Consider the following 17,066-nt stretch of genomic DNA (forward strand, 5'->3'; position numbering starts at 1 on the left):
TCGGTGACCGCCTCCTCCTCCAGGAAGTGCAGCTCACCCCCGCCCACCAGGCTCGCGAAGACCGTGGTGTTGCCGAGGTCGGTCGCCTGCCCCTGCAACACCGCGAACCGGCCGTGCGGACTCCCGAACCCGATGCGGGCCGGCACCGACGACACATAGTTGACCAGCCCGCCATGAGTGACCACGACACCCTTCGGCCGGCCCGTCGACCCCGACGTATAGATCACATACGCCACCTGCCCCGCCCGCACCTCCACCACAGGCGCCGTCACCGGAGCGGCCTCGATCTGCATCGCCACGACGGTGTCGTCCACCGCCACCAGACGATGCCGGCCCGCCGGAAGACCCTCCAGGATCTCCTCCGTCGTCAACGTCAACACCGCACGGCTGTCCCGCAACTGGAACGCGATCCGCTCCGCGGGCTGGCCGGGGTCGAGCGGGAGGTAGCCCGCGCCCGCCTTCCACACCGCGAAGATCCCGACCAGCATCTCCACACCCCGCGGCAGACACAGACCCACCACCGACTCCGCACCCACCCCCTGCACCCGCAGGAAATGCGCCAGCCGATTCGCCCGCACCTCCAACTCCGCATACGACACCCGCACACCCGCCTGCACCACCGCCACCGCATCCGCAGACCGCGCCACCTGCGCCGCGAACAACCCCGGCACCGACGAACCCAAAGCCACCGGCACGGCGGTGTCGTTCCACTCCACCAACACCCGCTCCTGCTCGCCCGGCGACAGCACCCCGACCTGACTCACCCGGGTCGCAGGCGCCTCCACCAACTCCGCGAGCACCCGGCCGAACCAGTCGGCGATCCGTTGAGCCGCCCCTTCGTCGAACAGGTCCGCCGCTGCGGTCACCGCACCCCGCACGCCGGCCGGTTCGCCCTCCGTTCCGAAGACCTCCCCCACCATGACGTCGAGATCGAACTTCACCGCGGGCCGCGCTGTGGAGATCAACTCCGCTTGAAGGCCTGGGAGTTCCATCCGGCCATCGGCGATGTCGTTGATGGTCAGGACTACCTGGAAGAGCGGGTGCCGGGCCAGCGAACGGGTCGGCGCCAGCTCCTCCACCAGCCGCTCGAAGGGCACATCCTGATGCTCGAAGGCGCTCAGCCCGGCTTCCCGTACCCGGCCCAGGAGTTCGGTGAAGGTGGGATCGCCCGACAGGTCGGTGCGCAGGACCAGGGTGTTCACGAAGCAGCCGACCATGTCGTCCAGCGCCTCGTCCGTCCGGCCCGCCACCGCCGACCCGATCGGGACATCCGTGCCCGCGCCGAGCCGGGACAGCAGCACCGCCAGCGCGCCGTGCAACACCATGAACGGCGTGACACCCTCAGCCCGCGCCAGTTCCAGCAGCCGTGCGTGCGCCGTGCCCGAGATGGCGAAGGCAGCCGTGCGTCCACGGTGGCTCGCCAGCGCCGGGCGCGGCCGGTCCGCCGGTAGCTCCAGCTCCTCCGGGATGTCCGCCAGAGCCTCCCGCCAGTACGCCACCTGGCGCGCGAGGACGCTCTCCGGGTCGCTCTCGTCGCCCAGCAGCTCCCGCTGCCACAACGCGTAGTCCGCGTACTGCACCGGCAACGCGGCCCACTGCGGCGCCTGTCCCGCACACCGCGCCGTGTACGCGGAGGAGATGTCCCGGGCCAGCGGGCCGATGGACCAGCCGTCGCCCGCGATGTGGTGCACCAGCACCACCAGCACGTGCTCGTCCGGCTGCCCGGTCCCGAACAGCCAGGCCTTGAAGGGCACTTCGGCCGACAGGTCGAAGACATGGCTCGCGGCACCGACCACCGCGACCGCCAAGTCCGACGACGGGTCGGGCGACGACGGGTCGGGCGACGACGCGGCCGGTTCCGGCAGGTCGGTCATCGCCGCGAGCTGCTCGTACGCCCGGCCGGAATCGCTGACGGTGACGTGCTCCAGCTCCCAGTCCAGTTCGTCCATGCCGAGGACCCGCTGGTACGGTTCGGCGCCGTCGACCGGCAGGATCGTGCGCAGGGCCTCGTGCCGGCCGACCACGTCACGCATCGAGGCCGCCAGCGCCGCGGTGTCCAGCACGCCGGAGAGCCGCAGGACGATCGGGGCGTTGTAGGTGGCGCTGGGGCCTTCGAGCCGGCCCAGGAACCACAGCCGACGCTGGGCGAAGGAGAGCGGCACCCGGTCGGGGCGCTCACGTGGCCGCAGCACGGGGCGCGCCCGGCCCGCATCCGGCAGCCTGGCCGCCAGGCCCGCGACCGTGGGGGTCTCGAAGACGGCCCGCATCGGCAGCTCCACGTCCAGCAGGCTGCGGATCCGGCTGACGAGCTGGGTTGCGAGCAGCGAATGTCCGCCCAGGTCGAAGAAGTCGTCGTCGGCACCCACGCTCTCCAGCTCCAGCACCTCGGCGAAGACCGCGCACAGGGCCTCCTCGCGGGCGTCGGCCGGCCCCCGGCTCGCACCGCTCGCACCCGTGGCGTACTCCGGCGCCTGGAGCGCCCGCCGGTCCGGGCCGCCGCCGACCGCCAAAGGCAGCGCGTCGAGCACGACCACGGCCGACGGCACCATGTACGCGGGCAGTTCGTCCGCCGCGTACTCGCGGATCAGCTGTGCAAGCTCCGCGTCACCGGCGTACGCGGACGCCTCGTCCCCGCTCATCGCGACGTAGGCGATCAGGCGCTGCTCCCCGGGGGCGTCCTCCCGGACGATCACCGCTGCCTGGCCGATGGCGGGGTGGGCGGCCAGGACGGACTCGATCTCGCCGGTCGCGATCCACAGGCCACGGAGCATCGCCTGCCCGTCCGCGCGGCTCAGGAGTTCCAGCCCGCCGTCGGCTTTCCAGCGCACCCGGTGGCCGGACCGGTAGAGGCGCGACCCGTCCGCGGCGAACGGGTTGGCCACGAAGCGGCTTGCCGTCAGGCCGGCGCGGCCCAGGTACCCGCGCGGCACGCCGGCGCCCGCCAGATAGAGCTCGCCCGCCACTCCCGGCGGGACCGGGTTCAGCGTCGTGTCCAGCACATAGGCCCGGCAGTTCGCGGCCGGGCGGCCCAGATGCACCTCATCCCCTTGCGGTGCACCGGCCTGAAAGCCCTCCAGGCCGGTGAATCCCTCGGCTCCCTCGAAGCCGGCGCCGCAGTTCGCCAGTGCGCCGTGGGAGATGCCCACCGGACGGGGCCGACCCAGCTGTCCTGGCGCGGCTGTCACCTGGGCCAGGCCGTGGCTGAACACAGGCAAGCCCAGCGGACCGCTCTCCAGGCCGCGCACCTGCTCGGACACGGACGGGTCGTCCAGCGCCACCACACGTGCCCGGCCCTCCAGCAGCGCCGGGGGCACCTCGCCGTCGCAGACGACGAGCTCTGTCCCGCTGTCCGCGAGCACGGCGGCGATCCAGTCGGCGGGCAGCGCCGGGTCGATCGGCAGCCGGGCGCCGCCGGCCCTCCACACGGCCAGCGAGGCCACGATCAGGTCGACGCCCGGCGGCAGACAGAGACCGACCACCGACTCGGCGCCCACACCCTGGCTCACCAGATACCGTGCCAGGCGGTTCGCGCGCGCGTCCAGCGCGGCGAACGGCACCCCCGCACGGTCGGCGGCCTCCGCCTCGAGCAGCTCCACCGCCGACACGGCCGACACGACCGGCGCCGGCCCGGCCGACGTGTCGTCCCACTCGACCAGCACGCGCCGGCGCTCCTGGGCGGACAGGACGTCGATGGCGGCGACGCGAGCGGTGCGGTCGGCCGCGGCGAGGCCCTGAAGGATCCGGAGGAAGCGCCGGTAGATGTCCGCTTCCGGCTCCAGCCCGCGGGCGTCCGGGTTGACGTCGACGTCCAGTTGGAGGCCGGCGCCGGCCCGCCTGTCGTACACGTCGATGCTCAGGACGTCGATCGGCCCGTTGGAGAGGTTGTGGGCCGTGGTGGTGCAGCCGCCGAAGTCCAGCGCGTAGTCGAAGGACATGGAGTTGACGACAAGGTCGCAGAGCGGACTGCCGTCGAGGAGCTTGAGATCGCGGAGGATGTCCTCGTACCGGTACCGCTGGTGACGGCTCGCCAGGCGGATCTCGGCGCCGATCTGCCGTAGCAGCTGCGCCACCGTCGTGTCCTGGCCGACGGTGAGGCGGATGGGCAGGATGTTCGAGGTCATGCCGGGGATCGCGTGCGCCCGCCCGCCGGCCCGTCCCCGCGCGGGGATGCCGACCACGACGTCCCGCGTGCCCGTGGTCCGGTGGTGGTAGAGGGCCGCCGCGGCGATCGACAGTCCGGTCAGGCTGGTCCCCAGCCTCCGCGCGGCCCGCTTGAGGGCACCGGTGTCCTCAGCGCCGAGCTCGCCGCCGTACCGGGTGGGGACCTGTGGGAGCTGACGGGGCTTGTGCCTGGCGGGACGTCCCGCGCGGGCGACCTCCGCCAGTGCTCCGGTCCAGAATTCCCGGTCCTCCGCCAAAGCGGGGGAGGACCGGTAGGCGCGGGCCTCGTCGAAGAGGACGGAGACCGGTTCCAGGGCTGGTGCGGGGTCGGCGTCCGGCTCGGCGGAGAGCGCGTTGTAGTTGCGCTCCAGGCGATGGGCGAACAACTGGCCGCTGTATCCGTCCATGACGAGGTGGTGGCCGTAGTGCAGCCAGTAATGGCGGTCGCGGCCGACCTTGATCACGGCGTGGCCGGTCAGCGGCCCGCCGAGGAGGTGCAACGGCCGGCGCAGTGTGCTCAGCATCCAGGACCGGGCGACGGCGTGGGGGTCGGATTCGGCGCTGACGTCCAGAGTCTCGACAGGGAGGTCGTCCGCGGTGGCGAGATACTGTCGCGGCTCACCGTCGGCCATCCGAAAGCGCAGCCGGACCGTTTCGGCCTCGTCCACCGTGCGTCGCAGGGCCTCGGTGAAGCGCTCCTCGTCGAGGTCGCCGCAGATCTCCAGATACTCCGCGATGTTGTAGACCGGATTTTCCGGGGCGAGTTGCTGCGCGTACCAGACTGCGAGCTGGCCGGGCATAAGTTCCTGGGTTTCACCTCGAGTTGCAGTCACGCCTGCACACCCCCACCGATCAGACTCATCGGCTGGAGCAGCAGAGAGCAGCCGCCGCCAAGGCATGCTGATTGCCGTCCAGCCTTCAAGGACAAAGCTGCGACGTGACGTTCTGGCATTCCCGGTACAGGCAGGGGCCACGTCCTGCCGGTTTCACTATGCGGGACCTCAAGCTGCTGATCAACACTTCACAAATCGCGGGCGGCAAGGGGGCGATGAGATGCCACGCTGATTCCCCGTTTCCCGCGTTTAACTGGGTCAGTGCCTCACTTGAACAGCGGTCCGGATCGTGCACGCTCAGAGGCGGCGGCCGTGCGCTGCCGGCTGGGACACCATCTCGATCGCACTTGACAGACGCTCCCGATGAATGAGAGAGCGGGGATAAATGATCGTCGATCGTCCACCGAATGATCGATTCGGCCGCATGCTGCGCAATGCGCGAAGGCATGCGGGAATGACGCAGACTCAGCTGGCCGAGATCTCCACGGTGAGTGTGCGGACCATTCGCGACCTCGAACTCGACCGGACGGGTGCGCCGCGTGCGCAGACGGTCCTGCTGCTGGCGGGCGCGCTGCTTCTGAACCGGGTGCAGCAGGCGGAGTTCGAGGCCGCCGCGGGGTTCGCTGTCGGCAGGCCGCTGTACGACACGCTGCCGGACCTGCCCACCGCTCTCACCTCTCTGGTCCCCCGCACGGTGGAGACGGCCTCGCTGACCGGGTTGCTGCGGTCGCCCGGCGTCCAGGTGGTCCAGGTGACGGGTGCCCCCGGCATGGGCAAGACGTCCCTGATCCAAGGGGTGGCGAGCCGGCTGCACAGGACCGAGTTCCTGCCCGTGATCTGCCTGGATCGCAGGGGGTCCGCGGCGGACGGCGGGTCGGAGATGCCGCGGGGACTGATCGGCGGTGTCGCCGAGGTGATCGGATGCGGCGCCTCGCTGGAGGACGTGGCCGGGGGTCTCGCCGGCAACGAGGTCCTGCTCACCGTCGACGGCCGCGACCTCGACGACCGGGACCAGGAGGATCTGCGAGGGCTCCTTCAGCGCTGCCGCGGCCTGAGGGTTCTCTACGAGACCTGTGAGATCTCGTCGGTTCCGCTCGGTGTGGCGACGTACTCGGTACCGCCGCTCGGCGTCCCGAGCCCGGGTCATGCGATCGGCGGCGGCGCCTCGGACGTCGCCGATTATCCGGCGGTGCAGTATCTGATAGCGCGTTGCGCCCCGATCTATCCGGACGCGCTGTCGGATCCCAGAACGCTCGACGCACTGTCCGGAATATGCCGACATCTCGACGGAATTCCATCGGCACTCGAATCGGCCGCCTCCTGGCTGCTGGTCTATGAGCCCGCGGAACTTCTGCGCATCGCCGAATCCGCGCCGGCCCGGATAGCGGTGTCCCCGTCCGGGGCCAACGGCTCGCTCATCTCCTGGATGCGCCACGCCATCGCGTCGCTTCCCATCGTGGAGACGGACGCCCTGCGCAGGCTGGCCGAATCGCGCCCGTGGACGGTACGCGACGCCGTCGCGCTCCTCGGCTGCCCGGTCGAATACGCCGAGAGAATCATCCACGGCATGTGCACGCACGGACTCGTGCGCCGCATCGCGTCCGAGACGGGAACACCGCAGCGGTTCGCGGCTCTCCACCTCGTGCGACATCTGATCCGGCCGGAGCACGCACCCGAGCGTTTCCCCAGCGCCTCGGCGCTGCCCGGCGCGCACAACACCACCTGTCTCTCCGTCACATGACTCCCCCCGTTCCCCCGCCGGGCGCTTCCGCGCCGCCCACGGAACTCGTGGTCGCGCCGGTGACGATCACGCCCACAAAGCCGCTCACGCCCACCCATGTCAAAGGCCTGATCTGGACCGACCTCATCGCCAAGGCGACGGCACAGGTCACCGGCGTGCGGCTGGTCTGGAACAACCGCATGGCCACGATCACGGTCCAGTCGACGGCCTTCTGGCGGTATCTGGACGTCACGGAGCCCGAGAAGGACTGGAGCGGCGAAACGGAGCAGGGGATCGGCGAGCGCTACGTACGTTTCCACAGCGAGCGCCGGGAGTTGGACCGCCGAGCCCTTCAAGGGTATCTGCGCCGAGCGGACGAGGACGGCTGGATCCATCCCGCCGGCCGCCGCATGCTCCAGCTGTGGCGGGGCCAGCTGGATCTGCTGGGCATCGGTGATCCGGGGCTCGCGGACGACCGCCCGCTGGCCATGTCGGCGGCGTCGCTGACCGACGCGCTGGCAGCGCACGGTCTGCTGATCGACCACCGCCGGTACGGCGGCCCCGTCCACCTCGACGGCTCGCGCCGGGGACTGCCGCTGCGGCAGCTGATCAGTGGCGACGGGCTCCCCAACTACCTCCTGCCGATCCTGCGCGAGCTGATCCCCATGGTCCGTCCCGCACGCACCTTCCTGCTCATCCACGACGACGGCCTCACCGCCGACTACGTGCTGCTCGCGCACGTCCTGACCACCTTCGGGGCGGACGTGGCGCGCCTCGCCATCAGCCGCGTTCCGGTCGACGGAGCGGCCCTCTCCAGCCGTTACGGCGGCTGGCGGGGAGTGACGCTCACCGACCTCTCCTCCTCCCCCGGCACCGCCGGCCGGGCCGCCTACCGGCTCGGGATGCGCATGTACTTCGCCGGCACCCTGCACCGGGATTCGGCGCAGTCGTTCCGGATGCCGCTGCTGCGCCGGTGCGTCGGCCGAGCCGCCCGCCTGCTCGTCCAGGCCCCCACCGGGTCCGAGGGCCCGCCCGGGGCGCGGCTGACGGCGGAGCTGTCCCGGCTCCAGGCGCAGCAGGGGTACGTGGACCCGTACCGGCTGATGAGTTCCCTGCACGGTGCCGGTGCCCTCCCGCTGACCCCTGTCCTCCGGGCGATCTGCACATGAGCGCGCCCTGCGGCACCGCGATGCTCACCGCGGCCGCTCAGGCACGCGTGGCCGCGGTCGGCGCTCTTCCCGCCGCCCCGGGACTCGATGTCGCCGTGGTCGTGGCGCACCTCGACGCGGCGGCGTTCATCCGCGGCGCCGCCGGCTTCGCCCTGGCCGTCCCCGAGGGTCTGCGCGACGGCTGGTACCGGACGTTCACCCGCACCGTGTTCCTGGCGGGGCAGCCCGCCGCCCTGGCCGGCCGACATCCGTATCAACACGTCACGCCGGACGGGCAGTTGGCGTGGTACGGACCGGCTCCCCGGCGCGCTCTGACCTCGCTGTCCCGGCTGCTGCGCGCCTTCTCGGGCCCGGCCCCGATGGAGGCCCCGGCCGGGGAGCTCGCGGTGACCGTCCCTGGGCCGCCCACCGGGCACCACGTCGAGGTCGCGCTCGCCGTCGGCGGGGTGAGCACCGGCGCGTACCTGGTCCACGTGCATCACCTCGTCGCCGAGGCGTCGCTGCGCGGGCTGATCCGGCCCGGCGACACCCTGCTCGTCGAACACCGGCCGGCCCTCGCCACCGCGGACTTCCGCGACGCCCTCGACCCCACCCGGGCCGGCTCGGCGCAGACCCGGATCGCCCCCGCCCGGACCGGCGCCGGGGACCTGCGCCTGTTCGGCGTGCTGACCTCGAACCGTCACGGAGGAGACCACTGAATGCAGGCGACACGAGTTCTCGCGGAACACCGCCGTTTCCTGGACACGTTGGACCACCCCGAAGCGGTGCAGCGCGATCTGCTCACGACCGTCCTGGAGCAGAACGCCGACACCGCCTTCGGCCGCGAGCACGGGCTCGCCGGGGTCCGGACCGTGGAGGAGCTGCGCAAGGCGGTGCCGATCCGCACCCACGAAGACCTGATGCCGTGGATCGAGCGGACGATGAACGGCGAGCGGAACGTGCTGACCGCCGACGACCCGCTGGTCTACTTCTCCTCCAGCGGGAGCACGGGGCGGGAGAAGCACATCCCGGTCACGCGGACCTACCTGCGGAGCACCTTCCTGCCCTTCTACCACGCCAGTTTCGCCCCCTTGTTGCAGACGCTGCCGGATGCCCTCGCGGCGCCCGAACGGGTGCTGAACCTCTGGCAGGACCCGACCTCGCCCATCGCCCGGACCAGCACCGGCCAACCGCACATCGGAGCGAGCCAGTTCGACTACCGCAAGATCGGCGAAGACTCCGCCTCCGGCCCCGGCATCCACGCCCCCTGGAGCCGCATACCCGAGGAGCTGGCATCGGCCAGTCCCTGGGACCGCAGCTACTACAAGCTGCGGCTCGCCGCCGAGCAGGACATCCGGCTGCTGATCGGCATCAACCCCGCCATGGTCGCCGCCCTGCCCTACCAGTTGCGCGAACTCTGGCCCCGCCTGGTCGAGGACGTGCGGGCCGGCACCCTCGACGGCCGGCCGCACACGCAACCCCGTCCGGAGCGCGCGGACCAGCTCGAGCGGTACGCCGCGGCCTTCGGCACGCTGTACCCCTACCACCTCTGGCCGCACCTTTCCGCGATCTTCGTCTGGAACAGTGGGCTCGCCTCCCTCTACCTTCCTCGGGTGCGGGAGATGTACGGGCCTGGCGTCCAGCTGTTCTCCGCACCGATCGCCTCCTGCGAAGGGCCGGCCGCCGTGCCGGTCGACCGCCACCCCGGCGGCGCCCCGTTGTACCTGCCGGGCTGTGTGTACGAGTTCGTGCCCGCCGACCAGCCCCTCACGGCCGACAGCCCGACGATGCTCATCCCCGAGCTGGAGGAAGGCCGCGACTACCACCTGGTGTTCAGCCACGTGGGCGGCATGTACCGCTGTGCGGTGACGGACGTGGTCCGGGTCGTCGGGAAGGTCGGCCGCACCCCGCGAATCGAGTACGCGGGCCGCAACACCACCCGGTCCGCCGCGGGCGAGGAGCTGACCGAGGCCGCCGCGCTGCGTGCCCTGGGCGCCGCCTGCCACGACACCGGCGGGGAGATCCGCAACGCGACCTACCGCCTCGCCCCCGGAGGAGCGCGCTACCAGCTCGCGGTCGCCTTCGCGGGCCCGCCGGTCGCCGCCCTGGCCGACGCCCTGGACGTGCGCCTGGCCGAGCAGTGCGACGGCTACCGGGAGGGCCGTGCGGGCGGGCGGATCGGACCGGTGGAGGTGATCGCCGTACCGGAGGACGCCTTCCTGCGGGAGTGGGAGCACGTCGTACGCGCCGGGCAGCGCCCGCCCCGGGTCAAGGACCGGATCTTCCAGCCCAGTACGCAGGCGTGGGCGCGGATCACCGCGGGTCGCGAGGCGTCCGCGGGGCAGGCCGTAACGGAGGGCGGCACCGTATGAACGAGTCGATACCCGGCCGGGGGCAGTACTCCGAGGACGCCCGCCGGCAGCGGCTCGGCTGGCTGCGCGGCCGGAGCGGCAGCGCGCTGGCGTCGCTGGAGACGACCGGCCTGGACGCGCAGAAGCTGGTCGGAAACGTGGAGAATTTCGTCGGCTCCCTCGAGGTGCCGGTCGGCCTGGCCGGTCCGCTGCGCTTCGCCGGCGACGCCGCGCGCGGGGACATCGTGGCGCCGCTGGCCACCACCGAGGGGGCGCTCGTCGCCTCGGCGTCGCGGGGCGCCCGCGCCCTCACACGGTCCGGTGGGGTGACGACGGCGGTGCTGTCGCAGCGGATGAACCGGGTACCCGCGTTCGAGTTCGCCGACATCGCCACCGCCCGGCGGTTCACCGGCTGGCTGCGGCAGCGGCGTGGCCTGCTGGACGAGCAGGTCCGCCTGGTGTCGCGGCACACCCGTCTGGTGGACGTCGACCCGTACCAGATAGGCCGCTATCTGCACCTGCGGTTCGTCTTCGAGACGGCCGACGCCGCCGGTCAGAACATGACCACGGCGGCGACCTGGCAGATCTGCCGCTGGCTGACCGACGCCCTGGCCGAGGACGAGAGCCTGCGGCCCGTCGGCATGTTGCTGGAGGGCAATCTCAGCGGCGACAAGAAGGTGACGGCCGGCTCCATGCTGTTCGGCCGTGGCAGCCGGGTGACCGCCGAATGCCGACTGAGCCGTGAGGTCATGGCGGCGGTCCTGAAGACCACCCCCGAGGCCATGGTCAAGGGCTACACCGCGACGGTCATGGGCGCCCAGCACGCCGGCATGACGGGGTACGGCATCAACGCGGCCAACGTGGTGGCGGCGCTCTTCCTGGCGACGGGGCAGGACGTGGCGTGCGTCCACGAGTCGGGGGTGTCGCTCTTCTCGCTGGAGAGGGACGGCGACGGAGTGATCGTCACTCTTCTGCTGCCCAATCTGGCCGTCGGCACCGTCGGCGGCGGCACGGCGCTGCCGCACCAGCGCGACCTCCTGGAGATGCTCGGCTGCGCGGGTGCGGGCGGCGTCCGCCGGTTCGCCGAGATCGTGGCCGGGTTCGCCCTGGCGCTCGACGTCTCCACGCTGGCGGCGGTCGTCAGCGGGCAGTTCGCCGAAGCGCACCAGCGGCTCGGCCGGGCCCGACTCGTCAATTGGCTGCAGGCTCCCGACGACCTCAACACGGCGCTGCTGCAGCCGGTGCTCGCGCAGGGACTCGACGACCCCGGGGTCCATGTGACCCGGGTGGAGCACCTGCCGCAGCTGCACGGCGACGGAATCGCCAGCGAGCTCGGTGCGCTGGGCGAGAACCGCAAGCTCACCGGCATTCATCCGCTGCGGGTGAGCTGGACCGACGGCGACGGCTGCGCCCATACGGCCGACCTCGTGGCGAAGGTCAAGTCGCGGGGCGAGGAGATCGTCGCCGGCATCGCCCGGCTGGTCTCGCTGTGCGGTGCGGAGGTGGCCGACGCCTGGCACCGCTGGGGCGGCTACACCGAGTTCACCGACGCCCACCGACGGGAGCTGTCGGTGTACCGCCGTACGGACGGCCCGCTGCGGGAGCTGCTGCCCCGGTGTTTCGGTCTCCTGGAGGACGACGAGCGCGAGGCCTATGTCGTCCTCATGGAGCGACTGCGCCACGACGGGCAGCCGTGGACCCGGGACCGGGTCCGACTGGCCCTGCGCGCGATCGCCTCGGTCCACGGACACTGGCTCGGCCGGGAGGAGGAGTTGCTGGCAGAGGGCTGGCTGCACCAGGTCCCCGATCCCGCGCTGCTGGCCAAGGCCGGTGAGCTGTGGGCGGCCCTGGTGCGGCACGCGGCGGCGGATCAGCCGGAGTTGCTCGACGCCGACGGGCGGGACGCGGTGCTCGGCATCGTCGAGGACGCCGGCAACTGGACGCAGGAGCTGTACGCCCTGCCCCGGACACTGGTCCACAACGACTTCAACCCGCGCAACCTCGCGGTGCAGGACGGCCGCGTGGTGGCGTACGACTGGGAGCTGGCGGTGGTCGGCCTGCCGCAACGCGACGTCGTGGAACTGCTCGCGTTCACGCTGGGCGAGGACGCGACGGAGGCCGAGGTGGCGGCGATGCTCCAGCTCCACGCGCAGGCGGTGGCCGCCGTGTCGCCGCGGGCCGCGGAGCTGGTCGCCGGCTGCGACTGGCGGCGCGGATACCAGCTGGCGCTGCGGGAGTTCCTGATGACGCGGCTGGCACTGTACGCCGCGGGGCACACCCAGCGGCAGTTCGACTTCCTCCCCGGGGTGGTCCGGACGGCATTGCGCCTCTGGCACCTCGAACAGGCGCAGGGAGGTGTCTGAGATGCGGGTGGCCGTGGTCGGCATCGACGGCACCGGCAAGACCACGGTGCTGCGCAGCATGCGTGAGACGGACGGCATCACGGCGATCCACGCGATCCGGGCGCACGAAGACCCGGCCAGTCCGGTCGCCGAGCTGTCCCGGATGCTGGCCGACGCGTCGGCCGCGGCCGACGCCCTGGGCGGGGTGCACCTGAAGCTCGCCGCCCTCGCCCTGCAACTGCACCTCTACGGCCCGGCGGAGCGCCAGGCGGCCGGACAGGGCCGGACGGTGCTGGCCGACCGGCACCCGCTCATCGACCCCCTGGTCTATCTGCCGCTGTTCGGGCGCATCGAGACGGACGACGCCGAGCCGGGCGCCGACGTGCCGGCCTGGTGGCAGAAGCAGGACGCGGCCGCCGCTCGGGCGGTACGGACCTGGCTGCGCGAGTGCACGGGCGGCGAGGACCCGTGGTCGGTGGGCGCGGACCTGCTCCAGCTGGGGACCAGGCCGCCGCAGGAGATGTTCGACGGCCTGGTCCGGCGGTTCGGTGTCGCGGCACCCGACGCGGTCCTGCACCTCGACCTGCCCGTGGCCGAGGCGGTGTCACGCACCCGGGGCCGGGACCGCTCCCACGAGCTGCACGAGACCACGGAGTTCCTGACGCGGGCCCGGCAGGGGTACGCGGCGGTGCTGGAGTGGCTGGGCGCCCACCGGCCGGAGATCGCGGTGCGGCGGATCGACTGCTCCGGCCGGTCCGTTCCGGAGGTCGCCGAGCAGGTCCGGCGGGTCCTCGGCGACCTGGGGCGTTAGGGCCTCTCGTTCGGATCAGGCCGGGCTCACCCTTCGGCCGCCTTGAGCGCCGCCACCACCTGGCGGATTGTGGGGTGGCGGTAGAACTGGCGGAGGCGGAGGGTGGGCATGCCCTCGGCGCGCATCGCGGCGTTGCTCTTCACCGCCACCGTCGAGTTGCCTCCGGCTTCGAAGAAGTCGTCGTCCAGCCCGATCGGGACACCCAGCAGCTCTTCCCACAGCTTCTGCAGCCACGCGGCCAGAGTGTCGTCCGCCGTCGGCGTGTCGTCCTGGCCGGCCCCGGTGGTGACAGCGGGGGCGGGCAGCCGCGCCACGTCGACCTTGCCGCTCGTGGTCAGCGGAAGGGCGTCCAGCTCCGTCACGGTCGAGGGGACCATGTAATCGGGCAGGACGGCGGCCACGTACCGGCGCACGGCCTTCACGTCGCTGCCGTCCAGCACCACATAGGCGTCGAGGCGCCCGCCGTGCGCGGGGTCCACGACCACCGCGGCGGCCCGGACGTGTCCGCTCTCCAGCAGCACCGAGCGGATTTCGTCCAGCTCGATCCGGAAACCCCGGATCTTGACCTGGCTGTCGATGCGCCCCAGATGCTCCAGCGCCCCGTCCGGGCGCAGCCGCCCCAGGTCGCCGCTGCGGTACATGCGGCCCCCCTGGTACGGGTCGGTCAGGAACCGTTGCGCCGTCAGGTCCGGCCGGCCGACGTACCCCTGCGCGACACCGGCCCCGCCGACATGGATCTCGCCGGCCGCACCGGGAGGGAGCAGCCGCCCCGCGGAGTCCAGGACGTAGACGTGCCAGCCCGGCAGCGGGGCGCCCACCGAGCGGGTCGCGGAGAGCGCGAGGTCGCGGGTCACGGTCTGGGCGGTGACGTGCACGGTGGTCTCGGTGATGCCGAACATGTTGACCACCTGGCACCGGTCGCCGGGGTAGGCGTCGAACCACGGCAGCAGCATCCTGGCGTCGAGCGGCTCACCGCCGAGGATCAGCAGCCGCACCGGAAGGCCGCTGTGGTCGACGGACAGGAGGTTGGCGAGCGCCGAGGGCGTCTGGCTCAGGACGGTGACCCCGTGCGCCACCAGGAGTTCCCGCAGTTGCTCCGGGTCGCGGGAGGTGTGATGGGGCACGATCACCAGCCGGCCGCCGGTGAGCAGGCAGCCCCAGATCTCCCACACGGAGAAGTCGAAGGCGCTGGAGTGGAAGAACGTCCACACGTCCGCCGCCCCGAGCCGCATGCCGGCGCGGGTGGCCTGGACCAGGCTCAGGACGTTGCCATGGGGTACGGCGACGCCCTTGGGCCGCCCGGTGGAACCCGACGTGTAGATCACGTACGCGGTGTCCTCGGTGCCGCCCTGCTCGCCGGTGCTCTCCGGCACGTCGTCCCCGAGCAGCTGATCGGGCGTCACCGTCCGGTACGCCCGCTGCCGCGGGGACTCGGCGGACCGGGTCACCAGCAGGCGTGCCTCCACGTCGTCCATGGTGTACGCCACCCGCTCGGCCGGGTACGCGGGGTCGACCGGGACATAGGCCGCGCCGGTCCTGAGCACACCCAGAAGCACGGCGATCTGCTCGGCGGACCGGTCCAGGCATACGCCGACCCGGTCACCGGCGCGCACCCCGTGCGCCTTCAGGTTGGCCGCGAACACCCCCGCCAGCCGGTCCAGTTGCTCGTAGGTGAGGTCGACCTCGTCGTCGGACACCGCCAGGGCATCGGGTGCGGAGTCCGCCACCGCGGCGAAGGCCTCGTGCACGGTGGCCGCCGGGGAGGGCGCCGGGGGCACCGAACTGCCCAGGCGCACGATCCGGTGCCGTTCGGTGTCGTCGAAGAGCTCGATGTCGGCGGCCGGGGGCCGTCCGGCGCCCGCCGACCCGGCGTACACGTGCGCGACATGCCGTACCAGCTGCTCGCCGATGGCGGGGCAGGCGTGGCTCAGCAGGTGGTCGCAACGCAGCCAGAGGCGGTGGTCCGCCCGGCGCTCGAGGGAGAAGGTCAGCGGGAAGGCCGGCGCGAGGGAGGGCAGGTATGCCTCGTCCGCACGTAGCGGTTCCGCGCCGCTGCCCGGCAGCGTGCCTGCCACCACCGGGGAATCCGCCTGTGCTGTCCCCTCGGGGGTACCGCTCACCCGCACGGCGACGGCTGGGTCGGAGCCGACCGTGACCTGCTCGGTGTCGTCTGCGTCGTAGCGCTGGAGCGTCACGGCCAGGGCCGTCCGCAGCTGCTGTTCGTCGGCCGGGGCATCGGACGGCAAGGCCGCCCAGGCCGTGGCGAACCGGTCGCCGTCGCCCTCCCCCAGCCCCCAGCCGGGTGGCGCGCCGATCGGCACCGCCGGTATGTCACAGGCGCTCCGCGCGAGGTGCTCGAACTCGCCGCACACCGCGTTCCAGTCCCCGCCGACCGACCTTGCGGCCAGGCGGCGGAGTCCGGCCGCGTCCAGCAGTGCCCGCGGGGCGACGGCCACCAGGTCGGCCGGACCGTCCGGGTGGCAGAGCAGCAGCGCGTGCGCCTTCTCCACGACCGCCGCCTCCTCGCGCCACGCCTCGACGGCGCCGGGCCCGGTCGACGCCTGCGGCACGTCCACCACACGGAAACCGGCGCCGGAGAACCGCCGCCTCACCGATTCCACCTGCGTCGGATCGCTCAGCCGGAGCCGGACCGCGTGATTGTGTGCCCTCGCCATATCTGCGCTCCTCCACATCGCCGAACCATCGAGCATGCTACGAGGCCGTGATCAGCGCGAAAGGCAGTTTGAGCGGCGACTCGTCGGCAACGCACATAGCGCCCCTCCCCCGACAGGCGCCCCAGGTGTACGCGGAACTGCCGCACAATCACCTCCCGCACTGCCGGTGCCGACACCGGGGGCGCCCTAATCTCGGTGCGATGACAGCAGGTGGAGGAGCTCCCACGGCTCCGGTCAGGAGAAAGCTCCCGAATGGGATGCACGTCTTCAGCCTCAACGGCAACGAGACGGACTACCTGTACCGCGAGATCTTCAGCGACGAGTCCTATATCCCGCCGCGGGGCTGGGACGTTCCCGCGAAGCCGGTGATTCTGGACATCGGCGCCAACATAGGGCTGTTCACCCTCTTCGCCATGGAAAGGTGGCCCGACGCGAAGGTCTTCGCCTTCGAGCCGGCGCCCGATGTCTTCGACGCGCTCCGGCGGAACACCGGGCACCTCCCCCACGCCCACGCCCACAACGTGGCCCTGGGCGACGAGGATCAGACGCGCGAGCTGACGTACTACCCGAACTACACCATGATGTCGGGTTTTGACGCCGATCCGGAAGTCGACCGAGGGCTTGCGTCGGCCTTCATCACCAGCGCCGCGGATTCGCTCGACGGAGAACTCCGGGACGAATTCATCATCGCGGCGGAGGAGCTCGTGGACGACTGCCTCAGCGAGCGGCAGTTGGTGCGCTGCGACGTGCAGCGCGTGGAGACGTTCGCCGGACGGGCCGGCATCGACCGCATCGACTTCCTCAAGGTGGACGTGGAGGGGTTCGAACTCCGGGTGCTGCAGGGGATCGGCGACGGGCTGTGGCCGGCGGTCCGGAACGCCGCCATCGAGGTCGCCGATCGCGACGGAGCGCTCCAAGAGGTGCTCTCCCTCCTCGAAGGGCACGGCATGTCCACCTCCGTCCGGCAGGCCGCCGAGTACCGGACCAGCGATCTCCACACCGTCTTCGCCTGGCGGGTGGGGTGA

At 71.9% G+C, this 17,066-nt stretch carries 9 protein-coding genes; 7 read left to right on the forward strand and 2 right to left on the reverse strand.

All coding sequences use genetic code 11. The annotated features are described in order from the left end of the window. Window positions 1-4,961, reverse strand: a 4,961-nt coding sequence (locus tag BZL64_RS20420; protein WP_086770643.1) for a condensation domain-containing protein, incomplete at its 3' end; no start/stop codon positions are given. Window positions 4,962-5,418: 457 nt separating this feature from the next. Between BZL64_RS20420 and BZL64_RS20425 the strand changes: the two genes are divergently transcribed. Genes BZL64_RS20425 through BZL64_RS20450 form a run of 6 tightly spaced genes read left to right on the forward strand, consistent with a single transcriptional unit; the run spans window position 5,419 to window position 13,366 of the window. Further along, complete coding sequence (locus BZL64_RS20425; RefSeq protein ID WP_158101545.1) at window positions 5,419-6,735, forward strand: helix-turn-helix domain-containing protein; 1,317 nt, start codon at window positions 5,419-5,421, stop codon at window positions 6,733-6,735. Next, on the forward strand, window positions 6,732-7,883 hold the full coding sequence (locus BZL64_RS20430; protein ID WP_143663237.1) for a hypothetical protein: 1,152 nt from the start codon (window positions 6,732-6,734) through the stop codon (window positions 7,881-7,883). Before BZL64_RS20425 ends, BZL64_RS20430 begins: the two co-directional genes overlap by 4 nt. Beyond that, window positions 7,880-8,581 (forward strand): DUF6182 family protein, encoded by a 702-nt coding sequence (locus BZL64_RS20435; RefSeq protein WP_143663239.1) that lies wholly within the window; start codon window positions 7,880-7,882, stop codon window positions 8,579-8,581. Before BZL64_RS20430 ends, BZL64_RS20435 begins: the two co-directional genes overlap by 4 nt. Next, window positions 8,582-10,234, forward strand: a complete 1,653-nt coding sequence (locus tag BZL64_RS20440) for a GH3 family acyl-acid amido synthetase (protein ID WP_086770647.1) — start codon at window positions 8,582-8,584, stop codon at window positions 10,232-10,234. Beyond that, window positions 10,231-12,576, forward strand: a complete 2,346-nt coding sequence (locus BZL64_RS41240; protein WP_244205414.1) for a hypothetical protein — start codon at window positions 10,231-10,233, stop codon at window positions 12,574-12,576. The genes BZL64_RS20440 and BZL64_RS41240 overlap by 4 nt, the downstream gene beginning before the upstream one ends. Window position 12,577: 1 nt before the next feature. Beyond that, window positions 12,578-13,366 carry a hypothetical protein gene (locus tag BZL64_RS20450; RefSeq protein ID WP_086770648.1) on the forward strand — a complete coding sequence of 263 codons (789 nt, stop codon included), beginning with the start codon at window positions 12,578-12,580 and terminating at the stop codon, window positions 13,364-13,366. Window positions 13,367-13,392: 26 nt separating this feature from the next. Here the strand turns inward: BZL64_RS20450 and BZL64_RS20455 are convergent, their stop codons facing one another. Beyond that, window positions 13,393-16,041 carry a non-ribosomal peptide synthetase gene (locus BZL64_RS20455; RefSeq protein WP_086770649.1) on the reverse strand — a complete coding sequence of 883 codons (2,649 nt, stop codon included), beginning with the start codon at window positions 16,039-16,041 and terminating at the stop codon, window positions 13,393-13,395. A 200-nt stretch (window positions 16,042-16,241) separates the two neighbouring features. On the opposite strand from BZL64_RS20455, the gene BZL64_RS20460 reads away from it, so the two are divergent. Next, window positions 16,242-17,066: an FkbM family methyltransferase gene (locus tag BZL64_RS20460; protein WP_086770650.1), complete on the forward strand. Its 825-nt coding sequence runs from the start codon at window positions 16,242-16,244 to the stop codon at window positions 17,064-17,066.

The organism is Streptomyces bobili (assembly GCF_002154575.1).
GTDB classification, from domain to species: Bacteria; Actinomycetota; Actinomycetes; order Streptomycetales; family Streptomycetaceae; genus Streptomyces; species Streptomyces bobili.